The sequence below is a fragment of the Bacillus sp. MMSF_3353 genome (assembly GCF_030733445.1).
GTDB lineage: Bacteria > Bacillota > Bacilli > Bacillales > Bacillaceae_G > Bacillus_A > Bacillus_A wiedmannii.
The window spans coordinates 171,344-189,588 of record NZ_JASHJA010000003.1 but is presented as its reverse complement, the minus strand read 5'-3'; the positions used below and the strand labels follow the sequence as shown (position 1 = coordinate 189,588).

General features: G+C 32.5%; 21 protein-coding genes and 3 pseudogenes. 10 read left to right on the top strand and 14 right to left on the bottom strand.

From position 1 onward, the window contains the following. Positions 1–348: 348 nt before the first annotated feature. Complete coding sequence (locus tag RBB48_RS09010) at positions 349–630, bottom strand: LCI fold-containing protein (RefSeq protein ID WP_000473837.1); 282 nt, start codon at positions 628–630, stop codon at positions 349–351. 402 nt (positions 631–1,032) lie between these two features. Here RBB48_RS09010 and RBB48_RS09005 point away from each other — a divergent pair, with 402 nt between their 5' ends. Continuing rightward, entirely contained in the window at positions 1,033–1,143 is a 111-nt protein-coding gene (locus tag RBB48_RS09005; RefSeq protein WP_000540371.1) for a YjcZ family sporulation protein, read from the top strand. A 158-nt stretch (positions 1,144–1,301) separates the two neighbouring features. Here RBB48_RS09005 and RBB48_RS09000 read toward each other — a convergent pair whose 3' ends face one another. Next, a complete protein-coding gene (locus RBB48_RS09000; RefSeq protein ID WP_142291686.1) occupies positions 1,302–2,426 on the bottom strand; it encodes an HD-GYP domain-containing protein in 1,125 nt (374 codons plus the stop codon). 123 nt (positions 2,427–2,549) lie between these two features. Here RBB48_RS09000 and RBB48_RS08995 point away from each other — a divergent pair, with 123 nt between their 5' ends. Further along, positions 2,550–2,714: a hypothetical protein gene (locus RBB48_RS08995; RefSeq protein ID WP_179196832.1), complete on the top strand. Its 165-nt coding sequence runs from the start codon at positions 2,550–2,552 to the stop codon at positions 2,712–2,714. Between the two features lie 53 nt (positions 2,715–2,767). On the opposite strand, the gene RBB48_RS08990 is transcribed toward RBB48_RS08995, so the two are convergent. From RBB48_RS08990 to RBB48_RS08980, 3 genes are all read right to left on the bottom strand, one after another. Beyond that, on the bottom strand, positions 2,768–3,097 hold the full coding sequence (locus RBB48_RS08990; protein WP_000566288.1) for a hypothetical protein: 330 nt from the start codon (positions 3,095–3,097) through the stop codon (positions 2,768–2,770). Positions 3,098–3,572: 475 nt separating this feature from the next. Then, entirely contained in the window at positions 3,573–3,719 is a 147-nt protein-coding gene (locus RBB48_RS08985) for a hypothetical protein (protein ID WP_000724334.1), read from the bottom strand. After that, positions 3,716–4,810, bottom strand: coding sequence for a Rap family tetratricopeptide repeat protein (locus tag RBB48_RS08980; RefSeq protein ID WP_060489132.1), 1,095 nt, complete (start codon positions 4,808–4,810; stop codon positions 3,716–3,718). Before RBB48_RS08980 ends, RBB48_RS08985 begins: the two co-directional genes overlap by 4 nt. 577 nt (positions 4,811–5,387) lie before the next feature. Between RBB48_RS08980 and RBB48_RS08975 the strand changes: the two are divergent. After that, positions 5,388–5,639, top strand: a pseudogene (locus RBB48_RS08975) (CPBP family intramembrane glutamate endopeptidase); the annotation flags it as partial. Positions 5,640–6,069: 430 nt separating this feature from the next. Here RBB48_RS08975 and RBB48_RS08970 read toward each other — a convergent pair. Together RBB48_RS08970 and RBB48_RS08965 are read right to left on the bottom strand one after the other, a co-directional pair. Then, a complete protein-coding gene (locus RBB48_RS08970) occupies positions 6,070–6,459 on the bottom strand; it encodes a hypothetical protein (RefSeq protein ID WP_088062252.1) in 390 nt (129 codons plus the stop codon). 203 nt (positions 6,460–6,662) lie between these two features. Next, positions 6,663–7,169, bottom strand: coding sequence for an RrF2 family transcriptional regulator (locus RBB48_RS08965; RefSeq protein WP_063222022.1), 507 nt, complete (start codon positions 7,167–7,169; stop codon positions 6,663–6,665). A gap of 210 nt (positions 7,170–7,379) precedes the next feature. Between RBB48_RS08965 and RBB48_RS08960 the strand changes: the two genes are divergently transcribed. Further along, positions 7,380–8,021 (top strand): FMN-dependent NADH-azoreductase, encoded by a 642-nt coding sequence (locus tag RBB48_RS08960; RefSeq protein WP_060489122.1) that lies wholly within the window; start codon positions 7,380–7,382, stop codon positions 8,019–8,021. Positions 8,022–8,095: 74 nt separating this feature from the next. On the opposite strand, the gene dhaK is transcribed toward RBB48_RS08960, so the two are convergent. Further along, positions 8,096–9,847 (bottom strand): dihydroxyacetone kinase subunit DhaK, encoded by a 1,752-nt coding sequence (dhaK, locus tag RBB48_RS08955; RefSeq protein WP_088062247.1) that lies wholly within the window; start codon positions 9,845–9,847, stop codon positions 8,096–8,098. 178 nt (positions 9,848–10,025) lie between these two features. Here dhaK and dhaS point away from each other — a divergent pair, with 178 nt between their 5' ends. Continuing rightward, the gene (gene dhaS, locus RBB48_RS08950; protein ID WP_000204220.1) at positions 10,026–10,592 is read left to right on the top strand and encodes a dihydroxyacetone kinase transcriptional activator DhaS; all 567 of its coding nucleotides are present in this window, start codon (positions 10,026–10,028) and stop codon (positions 10,590–10,592) included. 19 nt (positions 10,593–10,611) lie between these two features. Beyond that, positions 10,612–11,610, top strand: a complete 999-nt coding sequence (gene dhaQ, locus RBB48_RS08945) for a DhaKLM operon coactivator DhaQ (protein WP_088062245.1) — start codon at positions 10,612–10,614, stop codon at positions 11,608–11,610. A 107-nt stretch (positions 11,611–11,717) separates the two neighbouring features. On the opposite strand, the gene RBB48_RS08940 is transcribed toward dhaQ, so the two are convergent. The 3 genes and pseudogenes from RBB48_RS08940 to RBB48_RS08930 all read right to left on the bottom strand — a co-directional run bounded on the left by RBB48_RS08940 (position 11,718) and on the right by RBB48_RS08930 (position 13,466). Then, on the bottom strand, positions 11,718–12,371 hold the full coding sequence (locus RBB48_RS08940; protein ID WP_001080298.1) for a DUF2306 domain-containing protein: 654 nt from the start codon (positions 12,369–12,371) through the stop codon (positions 11,718–11,720). A 148-nt stretch (positions 12,372–12,519) separates the two neighbouring features. Further along, a pseudogene (locus RBB48_RS08935) lies at positions 12,520–12,774 on the bottom strand (hypothetical protein); the annotation flags it as partial. A 47-nt stretch (positions 12,775–12,821) separates the two neighbouring features. Then, positions 12,822–13,466, bottom strand: a complete 645-nt coding sequence (locus RBB48_RS08930) for a VanZ family protein (RefSeq protein WP_098649212.1) — start codon at positions 13,464–13,466, stop codon at positions 12,822–12,824. Positions 13,467–13,710: 244 nt separating this feature from the next. On the opposite strand from RBB48_RS08930, the pseudogene RBB48_RS08925 reads away from it, so the two are divergent. The 4 genes and pseudogenes from RBB48_RS08925 to RBB48_RS08910 all read left to right on the top strand — a co-directional run. Then, positions 13,711–13,812 (top strand): annotated as a pseudogene (locus RBB48_RS08925) (TetR family transcriptional regulator); the annotation flags it as partial. 194 nt (positions 13,813–14,006) lie between these two features. Continuing rightward, the gene (locus RBB48_RS08920) at positions 14,007–14,318 is read left to right on the top strand and encodes an ArsR/SmtB family transcription factor (protein WP_000433539.1); all 312 of its coding nucleotides are present in this window, start codon (positions 14,007–14,009) and stop codon (positions 14,316–14,318) included. A gap of 288 nt (positions 14,319–14,606) precedes the next feature. Next, positions 14,607–15,782: an MFS transporter gene (locus tag RBB48_RS08915; protein ID WP_088062237.1), complete on the top strand. Its 1,176-nt coding sequence runs from the start codon at positions 14,607–14,609 to the stop codon at positions 15,780–15,782. A gap of 747 nt (positions 15,783–16,529) precedes the next feature. Continuing rightward, entirely contained in the window at positions 16,530–16,634 is a 105-nt protein-coding gene (locus tag RBB48_RS08910) for a YjcZ family sporulation protein (protein WP_080492803.1), read from the top strand. 105 nt (positions 16,635–16,739) lie between these two features. Here RBB48_RS08910 and RBB48_RS08905 read toward each other — a convergent pair whose 3' ends face one another. Genes RBB48_RS08905 through RBB48_RS08895 form a run of 3 tightly spaced genes read right to left on the bottom strand, consistent with a single transcriptional unit; the run spans position 16,740 to position 18,169 of the window. Next, positions 16,740–17,111 (bottom strand): ATP synthase subunit I, encoded by a 372-nt coding sequence (locus tag RBB48_RS08905; RefSeq protein WP_088062233.1) that lies wholly within the window; start codon positions 17,109–17,111, stop codon positions 16,740–16,742. Positions 17,112–17,133: 22 nt separating this feature from the next. Beyond that, on the bottom strand, positions 17,134–17,718 hold the full coding sequence (pssA, locus tag RBB48_RS08900; RefSeq protein ID WP_142291685.1) for a CDP-diacylglycerol--serine O-phosphatidyltransferase: 585 nt from the start codon (positions 17,716–17,718) through the stop codon (positions 17,134–17,136). Continuing rightward, on the bottom strand, positions 17,711–18,169 hold the full coding sequence (locus tag RBB48_RS08895; RefSeq protein WP_088062231.1) for a MarR family winged helix-turn-helix transcriptional regulator: 459 nt from the start codon (positions 18,167–18,169) through the stop codon (positions 17,711–17,713). The genes pssA and RBB48_RS08895 overlap by 8 nt, the downstream gene beginning before the upstream one ends. Positions 18,170–18,245: the final 76 nt, after the last annotated feature.

Genomic DNA, 18,245 nt, shown 5'->3' with positions numbered 1-18,245 from the left:
TAATTCTAATATTGAGGCACATACGACTTTTTTGTTTATGGGTTCTTACGTAATAGTAAGAACCCTTTTTTATTCCAATCACGATTTGTTCATTTTTTTGATACATTTATGGAACATTCATACGTTACGTGGGATAAATCCTTTTGACAGAATGAATAATGAGCTATATCTTTTTCTCAATGAATTTATGTATTTAACATGATAAAATAATAGTTGGATGGGAGTCCAATACATATTATTAAAATTAAGATGGTTCAATTCGCAGGAAGGCACCTTTGGGTGTCTTTTTTTGTGGAGAATCAGTTTAAAAACTAAAAGAACCTCAATAAATGAGGTTCAAAAAATCTACTATTTTAAATTACCTTCGTAAAAAGCAACTCCATTTTGAACATGTTTTAAATACCACGTAATCGTCCCACCACAAACATTTTCATTAAAACTATTAGCATATACTCCATTTGAGTAATAAAGAGTTCTTTTGAATTTACCATTAGAATACTCATAAGGAATTGAGCATGTTGCTTGCTTCGGAGAGCTCACAGCTTTTTGCGTATCAGCTGAAGCTGCCCCAATTCCTCCTGTTAATGCAATACCAGTTGCCAATAACCCTACTACTAATTTCTTGAACATAATAAATCCCCCTTTAATAGTTTTTATAGCTTACAATTTAAATGTATCACTTCTGTAATTTATGTAAATATCTTGAATATGTAGAAATATTTATTTAATTTTTGGTAATATTAGGATTTTATTTTATCAAATGAAAAATAGAGGAGTTAGAAAATTATGTAACAATGCATAATAAATCAATCAGATATTATGATATACTCACAAAGAACTGATACAAAATTTCTTTAGATTGGAAAACTAAAGTCTTATCTACCTAACAGGAAGGCGCCTAATGGCGTCTTTTCTTTATTTTCAAAAGGACCTGCTCCATTCATTCTTTAAAACATAAAGTAAAGTGAACCCATTAAGATCCATGGAATGAACCCTAGTTTTACCCTCTTATCTAAAGGAGGCACTATTGTTATGGGATATGGTGGTAGTTGCGGCGAGGGCTGCGGTTTCGCTGGAGGATTTGCTTTATTAGTTGTATTATTTATTCTATTAATCATTATCGGATGCAGTTGTTTCTGCTAAAAAACTATTAGAAAAGGTACCTATACTATATATAGGTACCTTTTCTTTATGTGCCTTATTCATTATCTGGTTCCAAACTTTTATCACGATTGGATTTGTTTTTTTCATTTTTCGCATTCGTCATACCTCAAATATGAATCGATTTCAGACATGAGCTTTTAACTAAAAGAATTTGGGACCACTTTTTCCCACAAAGGAAATACCTTTTTGAAAACCTCTACTATAGAAGGATCAAATTGTGTACCAGATCCTTCTATAATACGTCTATAAGCTTCTTCAGGAGATAGAGCCGAACGATATGCTCTTGAAGAAGTCATTGCATCGAATGCATCTGCTATTGCAACAATTCTTGCGCATAATGGTATTTGATTTCCTTTTAGTTTTTGAGGATATCCCTTTCCATCCCATCTTTCATGATGAGAAAGAATTATGTCTTCACTACCTTTTATTAAAGATATATTTTTAAAAACTTCTAATCCTAATTGTGGGTGTTTCTTAATAATATTATATTCTTCTTCTGTAAGAGAAGATGCTTTCTTTAAAACTTCATCCGGAATGCCTATTTTCCCTATATCATGTAATAAACAAATAAAATGAAATTGTTTTAAAGAATTATCATCATATTCATTTGTTTCTTTAGCAAGAATAGTAGCATAATTGGCTACACGTTCACTATGCCCTTTAGTATATTGATCCTTTAATTCCATTATCCTCATTATCGATAAAGCTGTTTCTTTCATTTGTTTTTCATAGGATGCTTTAATTTTTTGTACTAAAAATTTTAATGAAAGAAATACAAAAAATGACGTAACAAAAATTGTTAGAAACAATAATATTAATGATATTGGATAGTTAATTTCAAAATAATAAATAGCAATTAAAAATCTACATATCATACAAATAGATACCGATAGAAGATAATGAATACTTAAAAATAAAGGTGCAGAAATTACTAAGAAGCACTCTAAATAAGGGATATGTAAAGAAGCACCTGGATTACGTATAAACATAAGATCGTATGCCAAAAGATAACTAATACTAACGCCAAGAAAAATATATTTTGTAAACATTTGTTTATTCATTTTTTGTAAACATTTACTATATAAAAAAAATGAAATGAAAATAAATAAAAATACGAGTTCAAATAAAAGCTTCTGTAGTGTAAAATCCTTTCTAAGAATAAAATGTTGATAAATATTATCAAACAAAAGAGTACTACAGGGAATAAATAGAAACATGTTTATCGGTTCTTTCGTTTCAATATTTTTAATCCCTTTAATCATTTTACACACCGCCAAACCTTTTTAATAAAAAAATAAGTTCATATAGATATTATTAATAATATCCAAGAATAGATAATAGTACAAAAAATACCCTTTCTCATAACCTATAAATGGGGTACCGCCATGATAGGAATGTATAAAAAGATAAATAGGGTTATAGAAAAAGAAAAAGGCGAATTCCTTTTGAAAGTAGGAATTCGCCTTTTTCTTGCTACCGATAATAAGATGTTATGTAAACCTAACTGTATAGAATATACAGTTAGGTTTACATTTGAAAATGAACAATAAAAAACAGTAGTGTATAAAATCACTACTGTTTTTTATTGTTTCTTATAAGTGAATTATTTGTATTCCTGTTTATATAATTTAAACGAATAAATAGCTCCAATAAAGAATACAAAAGCTTCAAATAATATAAAGATTTGACGGAAATTCTCAATATCTTTACCAACTAAAGAAATAAATATAGCATTCATTAGAATTTGAATAGTAAACATACGAGAAGTAATTTTTAAATAAATAGCATTTGTTCTTTCATATGGTTTACCAATTTTTTTGTAAATAATAATAAGTGCAATTACTGAACCCAAAAATAGAAGTGCTGTAAGTCCTACAACGATATTGAAATTGCCTGTACTTTCTAACATCCATTTATTTAATAGATCAATCATTATTATCTTCCTTTCCTACATACGAGAATATTTCGTTCTTCTTTTTCACTATAATAAAAAAAGAAAAAGGAAAACATCGAACTTTCTTACAAACATTCGTGTATTCTTACAATTTTGTCATTTTGTAAATGTATTCATCGCCTTGCCTTTCACTATTTTCTTTGGAAAACATAGTGAATTACAAATTTCAAACTTCTTTTAACTAAAATAATAAAAAAGTATATAGGATTATATTAATATTCAAAAAAACTATAACGAACAATCTAAAGTTTCTTATTCAAATACTTTAGACTCTCTTATCTCGGGGCATCATTCATGGCCTATCGACTTAATATTTGGAAGTATATACAAATACCCTAAACAAAAAATTAATTTGGGGTATTTGCTTTTCTTAGCTTGATAGCGATACCCTACTATTTAACATCAAAAAAACCTCGCTATTAATAACGAGGTTTTCCATCACGAAACTTTATCTTCAACCAGTATTCCCATGTGCATATTGAACGATGACATCTTTAATAAATTGAGAGGCTTCCTGATGATTGACCGAATTATGAGACACATTCAAAAATAACGTAAGAGCCGTGACAACACCAACTAAGGTAACACTTATTTTTTTCATTTTAATGCCTCCTTTTTAAAAACCTCTTCACTCGCTTTATGGCTAGAGAAGAAATAATAACTCGCTTTTTCAAAGTTATGTTCTTTATGGAATAGAACCGCTAGTACTTCAGTATATTCTTTCACGTATTCCCAAAGCTTCTCTCTTTCGAAATATTCAATACCTTCTAATACAATTTCTTCTAGCTTTTCTCCATTTAATCCTTCATTTAGTCCATTTAAAATTTTAAAATGGTGTTGGTACTCTACCAATTCTAATTTATCGCAAATCTCCGTGCCTTTTCGAACAAGTACTGAAGCTAGTGAATTTTCGTCTAATTTAAAATGTTCTTTCCCCTTAATATATATCGCTTTATAGTTTTCAGGCATTTTTTCACAGACCTCATTTAAATGACTGATAGCTAACTCCGAAAGATTCTGTCCAGCATACATTAAACCTAAATTTTGTTTTACAACTAACATACCGTTTTCATTTTTAACCTTTTTAAAGATATCCATTGCCGAAATATAAAGTTCTTCAGCTAATTCCCATTCTTTCAAATGTGTACAAGCTAACGCCATTAGGTTGTTACAATAACCGATTTTCACTTCATACCCTTCATGTTTAGCAAATATTTCTTTTGCTTTTGTTGCTTGTTGGAAGGCCACAAAAGCCTGATAATAATGATATTGGAAAACAGCTTGGTTATAATAAAACTCTGCTTTTTCAATTTCATCTGGAATACTTTCAAGTAAATTTTCTGCCATTTCATAATGCTCTTTTGCTGCATTGTAATTACCAACTGCATTAGAGTAGATTGCTTTATAAAAATGATAATAATACGATAAAAAATCATCAGTTGGTTTACCCAAAGATTCAATTTGATCAAAACTATTTTTTGCTATACTCAAATTATCTATTAAATATTTATAACCAAAATCAAGTAACGAATAATACAGTAATAGATTTTGGTCTTCTTCAATATTATTTATAGAACTCTCAATTTCTTTTTTAAATTTATATGCATTCGCAACGTTTCTATTTCGAATTTCAATATACCAGGCATTTAACAGTTCAGTAACTTTGTTATTTACGGTAGTTTGAACATTCAATTTACATCCCCCTTTTCCAAAATTATCTATATACTCTTTTCCTCATACTACCATACAACATTACCTCGTGATATCTTCATAAACTTGAGATAATTTTTACAGAAAATTCAGAATTACATTCGTTTAACTAACATTTATTTAAACAATTAAATAATTGATTTTACACAAACGAAAAGATAATAATCTTAAAATCGCAATCTCGGCTGCACCCCATGCCTATCAAGCTAGTATTTTAAAATGTCCCCTAAACGAAAATTTTATTACTTTCCAGTTATCTATGAGAATTTAGTTCATTTTTTCATTTTGAGTAGTTTATTTTGGGTAGCATGATAGTGATGTGGTGCTATCCCTGTTAGTAGTAATTTTAATATCACTATGGATAAATTACTTTTAGAACTTTACTTCCAAGAACGAATTTTATGTAAATAATCAGTTAAAAATTCCCTTTTTTAATTGATTAAGTAATATTTTGAAAGAAAATTTAGTTATAACAGAAAGAATATTCAGTGTATTACCTCGACGCGCTGAATAAGTACATTAAAGTATGTTAAAAATTTAGCTTAAGGTGGGATTGTATATGACTGAAGATAAAAGACTGAAAAAGCCGGTGGTAAGTTTTATATTACTAACCAACATTATTTTTTGGCCACTTTTTCTGCTTGTAGGAATTACAAAGTTATTACATTTTCCAACTTGGATTTTTGATGTAATGCTCTGCATATCAGCTTGGTCTTCCACTTTTGCTTTTATATTTCTATTTAAAAGAATTTATCCTGGACAGAGTTTTATTCAATTTGTAAAAGATAGATTTAAAAATAAACTTAATTACTTTTGCTAAATATGAATATTTTTTAAAGAGGTAAAGTTAATATAGATCAACTAAATAACGCAAAGAAAATGTTTTATTTCATAAAAAAAGGCTCCATTGCTGGAGCACTCAAAAATAAAATAAGTAAATGAATTAAAACAAATAACAGACAATTTAACTATATAGATTAAACATAAATAAATCTATATATATTTAATATTACATATTAAAACCTGTTTATTGATGCTATAATAGGTTCACTCGATGATTGTTATATTTTTTTATGGTTTTTAAGCAATATGATACCTTCTTAACACCAAGTGTACAAGTAAAAGAAGACATCTTAATCGATGTCTTCTTTTCTTATACAATAACAACACAATAAAATTAAGTTGAGTCAAGCTGCAGGATGGTACCTTGATATGACAGTAAAGAATACATCATCACGGTATCAGCAAGCAAAAGTGTATTCTGCATTTCTGAAAACAGTAGATGGCAGATTGTGACCTGCTGAATCTGCTAAGAAAGAATATACAAGAACATCCTTAACATCATCTTTATTTCCACTAACGATGACATCAAGAAAATCTTCTATTTGGAATTCTGGCGTAAACAACACAATCTTAGTTGTTCTGTTTGGTTCTAAAGAAACAAAAGTACGAGAGATTTCAACTAACTCATTTTGAGTCGGGAAAGAAATGTTTCGACTTCTCTTAACAGTTACCGTTACATTACTAGTATGGCAGCGTGAATCATTGTTTAACATAATGTTGAGAGCAGTTGGAATAATCCCATTTTCAGAAACTGGAACTCGAAACACTCCAGTAGATTTATGAGCCATATAATCACATCCTTTCAAAATAAAATATACTTACAATATATTAGATGCAAGAATCGTTCATTTTGATAGGGACAAATTACTGATATGTGGTACATATGTGAAGAAATCAAATTGGCAATGGAAATAGACTTTAAACTAGACAAATAAAAGTTGATCGATATTGTTAAAAAACAAAAAAACTCTAACTAATTCGTCATGGCGATTTAGTTAGAGTTTTTTTGTTTGAAGTATTCACGAGTATCTACCCTTATCTTTTCAGGTAAAACAATATCAAGTTCTTTATCTAACCATGCAAGAGTCTTTTTACGAAGAAACTCACGCATGTGTTCTTCTGCTTCAAGCATTACTAAGTTAATTGTACAAGAAGAATTGCTAGGGTCACAAGAATTACAAGCGTCGTCTCGATATAGTAGACCATTCTGTACAATATTTTTACATTGAAAAATAGGTTTTGGGCCTTCGACGGCTTCTATTACATCCCAAAAAGAGATATCTTCTGGAGACTTAGCTAACCTATATCCTCCCTTTACACCTGGGACAGAATTCACAATGTCAGCTTTAGATAATTTACCGAAAACTTTTGAAAGAAATGTTTCAGAAAGTCCTTGAAACTCTGCCAAATCTTTTATTCCAACACTTTCCTTGGAAGGAGTATTAATTAAATAAACTAGGCAATGCAAGGCATATTCAACCCCAACACTATATTGCATATACAAATCACCTGCTTTTTATTTTAAGGGTTATCAAATTGTATCTTAGGACCATTTAGAATTTTAGTCAAATAAAAAAAGGCTCTTTTAGAATAGTATGTATTTCATTTGACAAAAATAATTTCAGAGCTTATATTAAAGACTAAGTTAATCGACGATTAACTTAGTCGGCAATTAAAACGTAAAAACTTTTAAAAAGGGGAAATACAAATGAACAAAACACTTATCATAAACGCACATCCGAAAGTGGATGATACATCATCAGTCAGCATTAAGGTTCTTAACCACTTTTTAGTATCTTATAAAGAATTAATTCCTAATAATGAAACGATTGAACAGATTAATTTATACGATGATGTAGTACCAATGATAGATAAAACTGTTTTAAGCGCATGGGAAAAGCAAGGAAATGGACAGAAGTTAACTGATGAAGAACAAAAAGTAACAGAGCGTATGTCCGAAATTTTACAACAATTTAAAAGTGCAAATACGTATGTTATCGTATTACCTTTGCACAACTTTAATATTCCATCAAAGTTAAAAGATTACATGGACAATATCATGATTGCACGTGAAACATTTAAATATACTGAAACTGGATCAGTGGGATTACTTAAAGATGGAAGAAGAATGCTTGTTATACAAGCAAGTGGAGGAATCTATACAAATGATGATTGGTATACAGAAGTGGAATACTCTCATAAATATTTAAAAGCAATGTTTAATTTCCTAGGTATTGAAGATTATCAAATAGTTCGTGCACAAGGAACAGCAGTACTAGATCCAACTGAAGTATTACAAAATGCATATAAAGAAGTTGAAGAAGCAGCTTCCAGATTGGCTAACAAATAAATTTTTTCACTGGAAGAATGATGGTTATAATTAAAGATCCCCTCCACCACAAGGCAGAGGGGACTTTCCAATTCCTATTTCAAACTACCCGCAATCTCCGTAAAGATAACTCCAAGTGCATGTGCACCTGCATCTGGGTAGCCTAAACTTCTTTCACCAACTGTACCGGCGCGGCCCATGCGAGCTACGATTTCTTTCGTATACTCTGCTCCTTTAACCGCTGCTTCTGCTCCTTTTTCAAAGGCAGTTTTCATGTCTTCTTCGTTTGAAGCGCTAGCTAACCAAGAGTCTACACATGGAGCAAGTGCGTCAACAAGCGTTTTATCACCAACTACTGCTCCTCTACCGAATGATCTTTCACCGATAGATTGTATGCCTTGCAGTGCTGCTTGTAACATTTCAGCGAATTCTTTCACTGTTAGCTCACGCTTCTCGCCTGCTGCTTTACTAGCTGCGCGGAATGCTCCACCCCAAATTGGACCAGATGCGCCGCCGCAATGTTCCATAATAATCATCGAACAACCGTCAAGGAACGATCCGATTGTTACGTTTTCTTGATCTACAATAGAATGCCACTCACGTTTTAATTGCTTAAATCCTTTTGCCACACTCATTCCGAAGTCGCCGTCACCTGCATGTGTGTCTAACTCACAGAACGGTACTTCATTTTTAATAATAATATCGCTCATTTTATCAACGAGATAAATCATGTTGTTTAATGTAATGACATTATTTTTAATAACAGCGTGCTCTTCCGCTGTTTCTATTTCAAAGGAAACTTCCTTCTCTTCTGCTCCTTCAAGCACATTCACATACTCTACACTTTCAACTGGACCATCTACTTTAAACGCTGGTGTATTACATTCTTTAGATAGTAATGTTTTTAGCTCATCATCTAGTTTCATTACTGTTAAAGACATACCAGCCATATCGATACTCGTCATATAGTTTCCGACAAATACTCTATTAATTTTAATGTTTCTAGCAGCTAATTCTCGCGTCACTGCGTTGTTAAATAAGTAAAGTTCTTGTAGTGGTGTTCCGCCAAAACCGTTAACTAGAAGTGCGATTTCTTCGCCGTCTTTTACTCCTAAATCTTTTATTAAATCACTTGTCATACGGTTAGCTAATTCATCAGCTGACATCGTTTTTTCACGCTTAATTCCTGGTTCACCGTGAATACCAACGCCGTATTCCATTTCATCTTCCGCAAGTGTGAAAGTAGGTGATCCGCTCGCTGGAACTGTACAAGAAGTTAACGCTAAACCGATTGTGCGCACGTTAGCCGCTGCTTTTTCTGCGACAGCTTTCACCGCTCCTAAATCCATACCCGCTTCCGCTGCTGCGCCGGCAATTTTATGAACGAGAATAACCCCCGCAACGCCGCGGCGTCCTACTGTGTACAGGCTATCTTCTACTGCAATATCATCGTCCACTTTTACGTAGTCGACTTCAATTCCATCTTCAGTCGCTAAATGCGCACCGTTTTTGAAATTCATAATATCGCCGCTGTAATTTTTAATAATTAATAACGTACCTTTTTTACTAGCTGTCTCTTTAATTGCTTGATACACCTGAATTTGTGAAGGCGAAGCAAACACATCTCCGCACACTGCCGCATCTAACATTCCTTTTCCGACTAATCCTGCATGCGCTGGCTCATGACCACTACCGCCGCCACTAATTAACGTTACTTTATTTTCGTTCATTTCTTTCTTCTTAATTACTTTATATTTTTTCAAAAGCTCAAGCTCTGGATGAGCCATAACCATTCCGTTGCACATTTCCATTACTAATGTTTCTGGTTTATTTATAATCTTTTTCATTGTGATTCTCCCTCAATTCCTTTAATATATTGTGATATATTTGAAATCTTCTTCTTACTACTCATGTTAAAATGAAAGCGTTTTATAGTAAACGGACAAAATGGATAATCTGTCTAAAGACACCGCTCTCATTTGTAGGTAGGATTTTCATATTACTAACATTCTAGGGATGATTCAGATGACCTCTTCTATAATTTCTAAAAAGATAATCGCGAATTCATTGAAGTATTTAATGGAAACAGAGTCGTTTCATAAAATATCAGTGAGCGATATTATGTTACACTGTCAAATGCGTAGGCAAACTTTTTATTATCATTTTAAAGATAAATTTGAACTATTAAGCTGGATTTATAGAGAAGAAACGAAAGAGAACATTATCGACTTTCTCGACTATGAAACGTGGGAAAACATTTTCGATTTATTATTTGATTACTTTTATGAAAATCAAAAATTTTACCGAAATGCTTTTAAAGTCATTGAGCAAAACTCGTTTAATCACTATTTATTTGAGCATACGAAAAACTTATATATGAAGATTATTGATGAATTATCTGTGAGCTGTGGATTCAGCCTTTCTGATGAGACAAAAAATACGATTGCCTCCTTTTATAGTCACGGCTTCGTTGGAACGATAAAAGATTGGATTGAAAGCAAATGCGAAGTAGATCCTTCCATTATGTCTTCTCTCATGAAAAATATGATAAACAATCAATTACTACTATTACTGGAACAATCAGCAAAGTAATTAAAGGGTGGCAAAAGCAATGAAAAAGATTATGAATGATGTAGAAAATGTTGTTCAAGATATGATGCATGGCTTTTATTTTGAACATAACGAAAAAGTAAATTACGATGAAACAAATAACATCATTTATGTAAAAGATATAGAAAAACTGACGCAAAACGTTGTTATCATAAGCGGCGGTGGTAGCGGACATGAACCTGCTGATATAGGTTATGTAGGAAAAGGCATGCTTACAGCGGCCGTAAACGGCAATATTTTCACTCCGCCTACAGTGGAACAAATTATTGCGGCAACTCGCCTCATGCCAAAAAATAAAAGTATTTTATTCATCATCAAAAACTTTAAAGATGACGTAGCAAACTTTATTGCGGCTGAACAAATTGCTAAAGAAGAAGGAAGAAAAATTGATCATATCATCGTAAATGACGACGTTTCAATTGAAGATGATGCTTCGTTTAATAAAAGAAGACGCGGCGTCGCTGGTACTGTTTTCGTTCAAAAAATACTTGGTGCGGCTGCTGAGAGCGGACATTCTTTAAAAGAACTAACAACACTTGGCCGTTCTATCACCGAAAACTTACACACATTAGGAGTCGCACTTTCACCTGCAAACGATCCAGTGAAAGGAAAAGCTTCATTCACATTAAACGAACATGAAGTCTTTTATGGCGTTGGTATCCATGGTGAAAAAGGATACCGTAAAGAAGCACTATCCTCTTCTGAAATATTAGCGATCGAACTAATGAATAAATTAAAAAGCATTTACCGCTGGAGAAAAGGCGACAACTTCGCTATTCTCATTAACGGATTAGGCGCAACTCCATTAATGGAGCAATACATTTTCGCAAATGACATTCGCCGTTTATGTGAGCTGGAAGGATTACATGTGAAGTTCGCAAAGGTTGGTACATTGCTAACTTCTTTAGATATGAAAGGTGTTTCGCTCAGTTTGCTTAAGGTGGCGGATTTGGATTGGGTGAAGTGGTTGAAAGAAAGTACGGAAACTGCTAGTTGGTAATACAAATAGGATGGCTTCAATTGGCCATCCTATTTTTGTACGTAATTCAGCTATTAAAAAATTCAATTACTGAAGAATTCTGCCCTCAATATTACAGCAAATTTACATTAAAAATGTAAATCCTCATTTCCTTCGTATTTTCCTTTATTAAGTCTTTTTCTTATGAATAATTCTGCAACAATTAAATTAGGTACCCACGCTAACCAAGCAATAATAGCGTAGCTAAGTTCAAACCGCTCTATTCCAAATAGAACGATAAACAACGGTAGCCAAATTCTTAATGTAACTGCTCCAAAGGTTAAAGAATAATTTCTAATCATCCAATTCCGATGGTCTTTAATTTTTTTATTCTTAACTCTATGTAACGCTTGATATGCTGATGTTAGCCAAAATACGGATAACAAACCGAAACCTAGCTTCGCTACCAATCCTCCCGTAGCATAAAAGGATAGATATAGTCCAGAAACGCCTCCTAATAATATACCAACCATATAGATTCTCCCAACTATTCGATGACGGTTGATATTCCTTTCTCTAAATTTAGTGGATAATGTAAAAGGACCAATTACTAATGCTACTATACTAGTTGTAATATGTATAAATAACATCATATACCAGAATTCACTTAATTTAGATCCAAACATAAGCTTCGCTTTTACAAGTCCTGTTTGAAATCCATCCATAATAAAATATTGGACAACAACATAACCAGATACTAAAAGAGCAAAAAAAGTAAATACAAACCAAATTTTCCTGTTCAAATTTTACTGCCTCCTTATTACATTAAGGAATTAGATTATACATTACTGTTCATTCTAGAGAAAAATAGAAAAACCTTCTTCATACATAAAAACCCTCAAGTATATCGTTCTATACTTGAGGGTTTGCTCATCTATTTCTTCGCATCTCTCATTTTCTTACATCAATAGTTAGCTCATCTGTAATCTGCTCAAGATGGAAAAATTCTTTTATATAATGGATATGTGACCATTTCTCTTCTCCACCAATAATAAATAATTCTTGCGCATCATACATAAATGAAAAACTTGGATAGAAACTGTCAGCCTTTATTTCAATCTCATCATTACGATTACTGATCATCTTACAGTCTGCTGAATAGCTTAATAACGTATAAAGAGAATCTTGTGCTGATTGGAAGAAATACTAGAATCATTTTATAAACGAGATAGCACAAGAGCATAATCACCTCACTAAAGGATGACAGGTCTTCCAAATAAAGCTGGATGATAAATTAACATCGCACCTACAAATGAACAAACTAAACAAAAAACAGCCTCGTATTTTATGACTAAAGAAGAGTTCGTATCAAGCTTTTTTCCCCCTCTTTTACATATCATTTTAAACATTTTAAATAAAACTCTATATATTACATACCCAATAATCGCCCCGAGGGTATTCGTAAATAAATCATCAATATCTGTAATTCTATTATTTAGTAATTGATTTAACTCAATTGCCAATGAAAAAAAGAATCCCGCACATACGGTGTTTTTCATTTTTCTAAACTGTGGCCAAATAGTCGGTAATAAAAAACCGAACGGCATAAACAGTACAATGTTCAAAAGATAGGTAGTACTACCTGCCGTATCAAATAGAGTCAAGTTAATTTGACTGACACGAATCCACTTTTCATATCTACTTATATCCCATACAGTCGCGATTTGAGTCACCTTATACACTAGCGAAAGGTAGAACAGAAAAACATATACCCATAAAAAATGCCGAATAGATATATTTCCTTTCGCTTTAAAATAACATCCAATTTGAAACACAATACAAAAAATAATAGTAAAAAAATAAGTATACAAATAACTCATCAAAACTCCTGTATGCATGTAGAATCCCCTAACTTTACATTTTCATCTATAACTTTATCGTTTTTAATATCCTTCTTGATGTAACTCATTTATAGGATAGGAAAAACTTTTAAAATAAAAAGTGGGGTAAACATAAAATTTTTCTTAAATCTTCAGTTAGGTTTTATTATTACTCTTCTTAGGAATCCGCCATTGATAGCTAGGCAACAACATGCTTAAACCTAACAATATTATCATTTTTGCACGTAATCCTCGTAGTACTTTAACCGATGAAGCATATATAAAATCATGTAAATCGTTTGTTCAGTTAACACATGAAATTAAGAAATATATGACGTACTATAATCACTCTTGCTATCAATAGAATTTAAAGAAGATGACTCCTGCTTGCATACAGAAATCATCTTTTTTAGGTTGCCTAACTTTTTTTAGAAAGTCCTTTACAAAGGGTACAGATTAAGAGCATCTTCTTCCTATTCAAAGGGATCAACTATGCCTTCTTCCCTTAAAATTACTAAAACCCATTTACAAATCTATAAAAGTAGATATAATATCCTTATGGAACCTTTATTAATTTATAAAGCATTGTCAAATGAAACAAGATGTCAAATTTTATCATGGTTGAAAAATCCAGAAAACCATTTCGATGAAAAACCTTATCTAGAACAAGACCTTAACTTTCAAGTTGGAGTATGTGTAGGAGATATCCAACTTAAAACTGGCTTAGCCCAATCGGTTATTTCTAGTTATTTATTAACTATGAAAAAAGCAGGCTTACTAGAGTCTGACCGAATTGGAAAATGGACCTACTATCGTCGAAACGAAAAAACAATACGAGAGTTTTCTGAATACGTCCAAAACGAATTATAAAATGAAAGCTAATAATCAATCAGCATACTAATTGATTATTAGCTTTCACACATTCTGCTTTTTTACAGGTATCCAATTACTTTTTTTATAAATTGCACTGCCTATAAAAGCAAGAAACATCGAAAGGAGAAATTTTTTTAACATATCACATCTATTTATTTAGATATCTGTTATTGTATTTAGAATTACATACTCCTGATAATATTGGCATCCAATCATGCTTATAATAATGCTTCTTTGTTAATGAATTTACTTTCAAAATACTGATACGAATGGAGAGTTTTATAAATGAAAAAAGTAAATCCTTTACTTATTCTGACACTCGCAATAGGTGTGTTCGGAATTATTACTACCGAGATGGGTATTGTCGGCGTATTACCACAAATCACTGAAAAATTCGGAATTTCAACTACACAAGCTGGATTTTTAGTAAGTACATTTGCACTAGTTGTTGCTATTTCTGGTCCGTTTTTAATTCTGCTCGTCTCTAGTATTAATCGCAAAATAATTTTATTAACAGCAATTTTCATATTTGTTATTTCAAATTTAATCTACGCTTATACAACACAATTTGAAATCATGCTTATTTTTCGTATTTTACCGGCAGCGCTTCATCCACTCTTCTTTTCAATCGCTCTTGTAACAGCTGCTAAACTTGTCCCTCCAGAAAAGAGCGGTCAAGCAGTTACAAAAGTTTTCATGGGAATTACTGTTGGCTTTGCTTTAGGTGTACCACTAACCTCTTACCTTGCAGACCAATTTTCACTCGAAATGGCTTTCTTATTCGGAGCATTCGTTAACACTCTTGCATTCATTGGAATACTACTCCTACTTCCTTCTATGCCTGTTAAAGAAAAAATGTCTTTCGGCAAACAAATTCGTATACTCGGCAAACCAGGATTATGGTTAAATATTTTAACCGTCAAATTCCTTTTTGCAGCCATGTTTTCCGTATACAGCTACTTCGCTGAGTACCTTGCAAAAGTAACTTCCATGAATGGATCTCTCATCAGTATCATGCTATTCATATTTGGTATAGTTATGATTTTAGGTAATCATTTATTTGGTGGTCTTCTGCAAAAAAGCATAATAAACACTGTAATAGCATTCCCTATTCTATATTCTATTGTTTACATATTGGTTTATTATTTAGGTTCCTACCTTGTTCCAATGATTTTTATAGTATTCATTTGGGGAATCGTACATGCTGGTGGATTAATTGTTGGTCAAACATGGTTAATAAGTGAAGCTAAAGAAGCACCTGAATTTGGTAATAGTCTATTCGTTTCGTTCTCAAATCTCGGAATTACTTTAGGAACCACTATTGGAGGCTGGTTCATTTCAAACTTAGGCATTCACCAGCTTATTTGGAGCGGATTTATATTCACACTACTCTCATTTCTATTAATTATAATAAAACTAAAATTTTTCAATTCTAATAGCCAGGCTTCATTATCAAGCTAGTACATTTTCAGTTCCAAATTCGATAAAAAACATTATAAATTCTTCTTATACGATTTTATTAACTAAAAAGTATAATGCTCAAAGCCTTTAGCCATAATTACGACTAAAGGCTTTTTTGTATATAAAAATAATTCTAAAAGGAGCTAATTTTATGGAACATAATCAAAATGGAGTACTTGCTTTAATTGTTTTTTTTTTAGGATTAGTGTTTTTTGTTAGTGGAATGGTTTATCATTTATGGGGTTCTTTTTAATGGTATGATTGTAATCACTCATAAAGTGAAACTTTAATCAGTGGGGGTTTTCTTCATCCCCCACTGATTATCAGCCCTCACCAATCGGACTTTTATGGGCAGCCCGACCCCCACCTAAATTCTTTGCTTTCGCTAAATTTTGAGGTGGGGGTCTTACTGCCCATTAAAGCGGGATAAAAACCCTCAAGTATATCGTTCCTTTATTAATTTCAACGTTTAGACAGATACATAATTCCAAAACTAAAACGTTTATTGCAATTATCGATATGGAACATTTCCAAAAACAACTTAACATGGTAAAATAATATTCGGACGGGAGTCCAATATTATTAAAATTAAGATGGTTCAAGTCGGAGGAAGGCACCTTAGGGTGTCTTTTCTTTATTTTCAAAAGGACCTGCTCAATTATTGTGTAAAAAACATAAAGTAAGTTGAATCCATTAAAATACATGAGTGACCCCTTGTTTTCCCCTCTTATTAAAGGAGGAACTATTATGGGATTTGGTGGTAGTTGTAGTAGTGGTTGTGGCAGCGGCTTTGCTTTACTAGTTGTATTGTTTATTTTATTAATCATTGTTGGAGCTTCTTGCTTCTGCTAAAAAACTATCGGAAACGACACTCTTATATGGGTGTCGTTTCTTTGTAATAAAAAGCTATCTATAAAGGAAAGTTTTCACATCCAAATTAGTGATTTACACAGCACTTTATTTCTTCGCATCCCTCATACTGTAATACCCTAAATTAATAATAATTAAGAAATACCCAGCCATAATTCCAGCTGCAAATGTCCACATGTACTCACGATGTTCAATTTCATACATAATAATCGCGCCGAGTATGGCGGCTGCAAACCGATTCATCATGCCGAGCATTGGTGCTTTTTCTTTTTTTACGATGCTATTTCCGAACTTTTCAATACGCCTTCCTAAAATCCAGGCGCAGTATATACTAACTAAAAGGCCGATGCTTATCCCTACAAGCTGGGCTGAAAAAGGTGTCACCAACCATCCGAATAACATCACGCCTAGTAAACAATATATTTGTATGTTGAATGATCTTAATGCCATACGAATCATGTTATGCTCCTTATCTTTCCTATTAATCCCATCTTTCGGACTTCAAGCTTTCCGATATATCTTTTTTAAAATGGGGGAATTTGATTTTGCTCACCATTAAATAAGCGAGTAAGCATGTGCCCAACGCTACGGAAACTGGGTTATTTAGGAGGCATAAAATGAGGAGACACATTGCCGCAAATGGAATGGGCATTCCGATGAATGTTGGGAGTTTGCTTTGTTGCGTGTTAAATCTAGCAAGCCGCAGCATTCCGCAAATACTATACGCGAGTGCACATATCATCCCAATAAACTGCAAATCTTTTAACGAGGCACTATATGCAAGAATAGACGGTGCCACACCGAAAGTCACTAAATCCGCAAATGAGTCTAGTTCTCCGCCCATTTCCGAAACAGAATCTAGTTTCCGAGCAACCATACCATCAAACAGATCAAATACCATACCTGTAATAATGAACATAACTGCACCATACATATCGTGAACGAAAACAGCGTGAATAGCCAAAAGCCCACACACAAAATTTGCTATCGTAATCATATTTGGTATGTAACTCATAACACGCTTCTCCTCCTTTCTACTAATTGCTTCATCTTGCTTCTTACTCATTACAATCAAGATTCTTCTGTTTTTCTTCCAATATCACTTTATTTATTTTCGTTAACGTATCAGTCATTTGCTGCAAAGCTTCGATATCAATTTTCGAGAAATATTTCTCGATTAATACATCATCTAACTTCGACAATTGCTCCATATACTTACTACCGTTTGGACCGAGTGTAAGGAAATACTCCCTTTTATTATTCGGATTAACTTGCTTTGAAATCATCTGTTGCTTTTCCAATTTCGATAAAACTTGGCTCACAGCACTTTTCGTTATATTAAACGTACTTGCAATGTTATTTGCTGTTGTGTTTTCATTTAAATTGATATGAAATAGCATGCTCTCTTGCTGCCCAGTAAGACCGAACTCATCCTTTAAATCTTGAAATAGTAAAATGTAGAGTTCCGTATAGGCTCGATTCATTTCATTAATTACTTCTTTATATGATCTAGTCATAGTGTTCTTCCTCCAATTATGCTGCTCTTTCATCTTATCTGATAGTTTAGTTCACTTAACTAAACTATATTATACC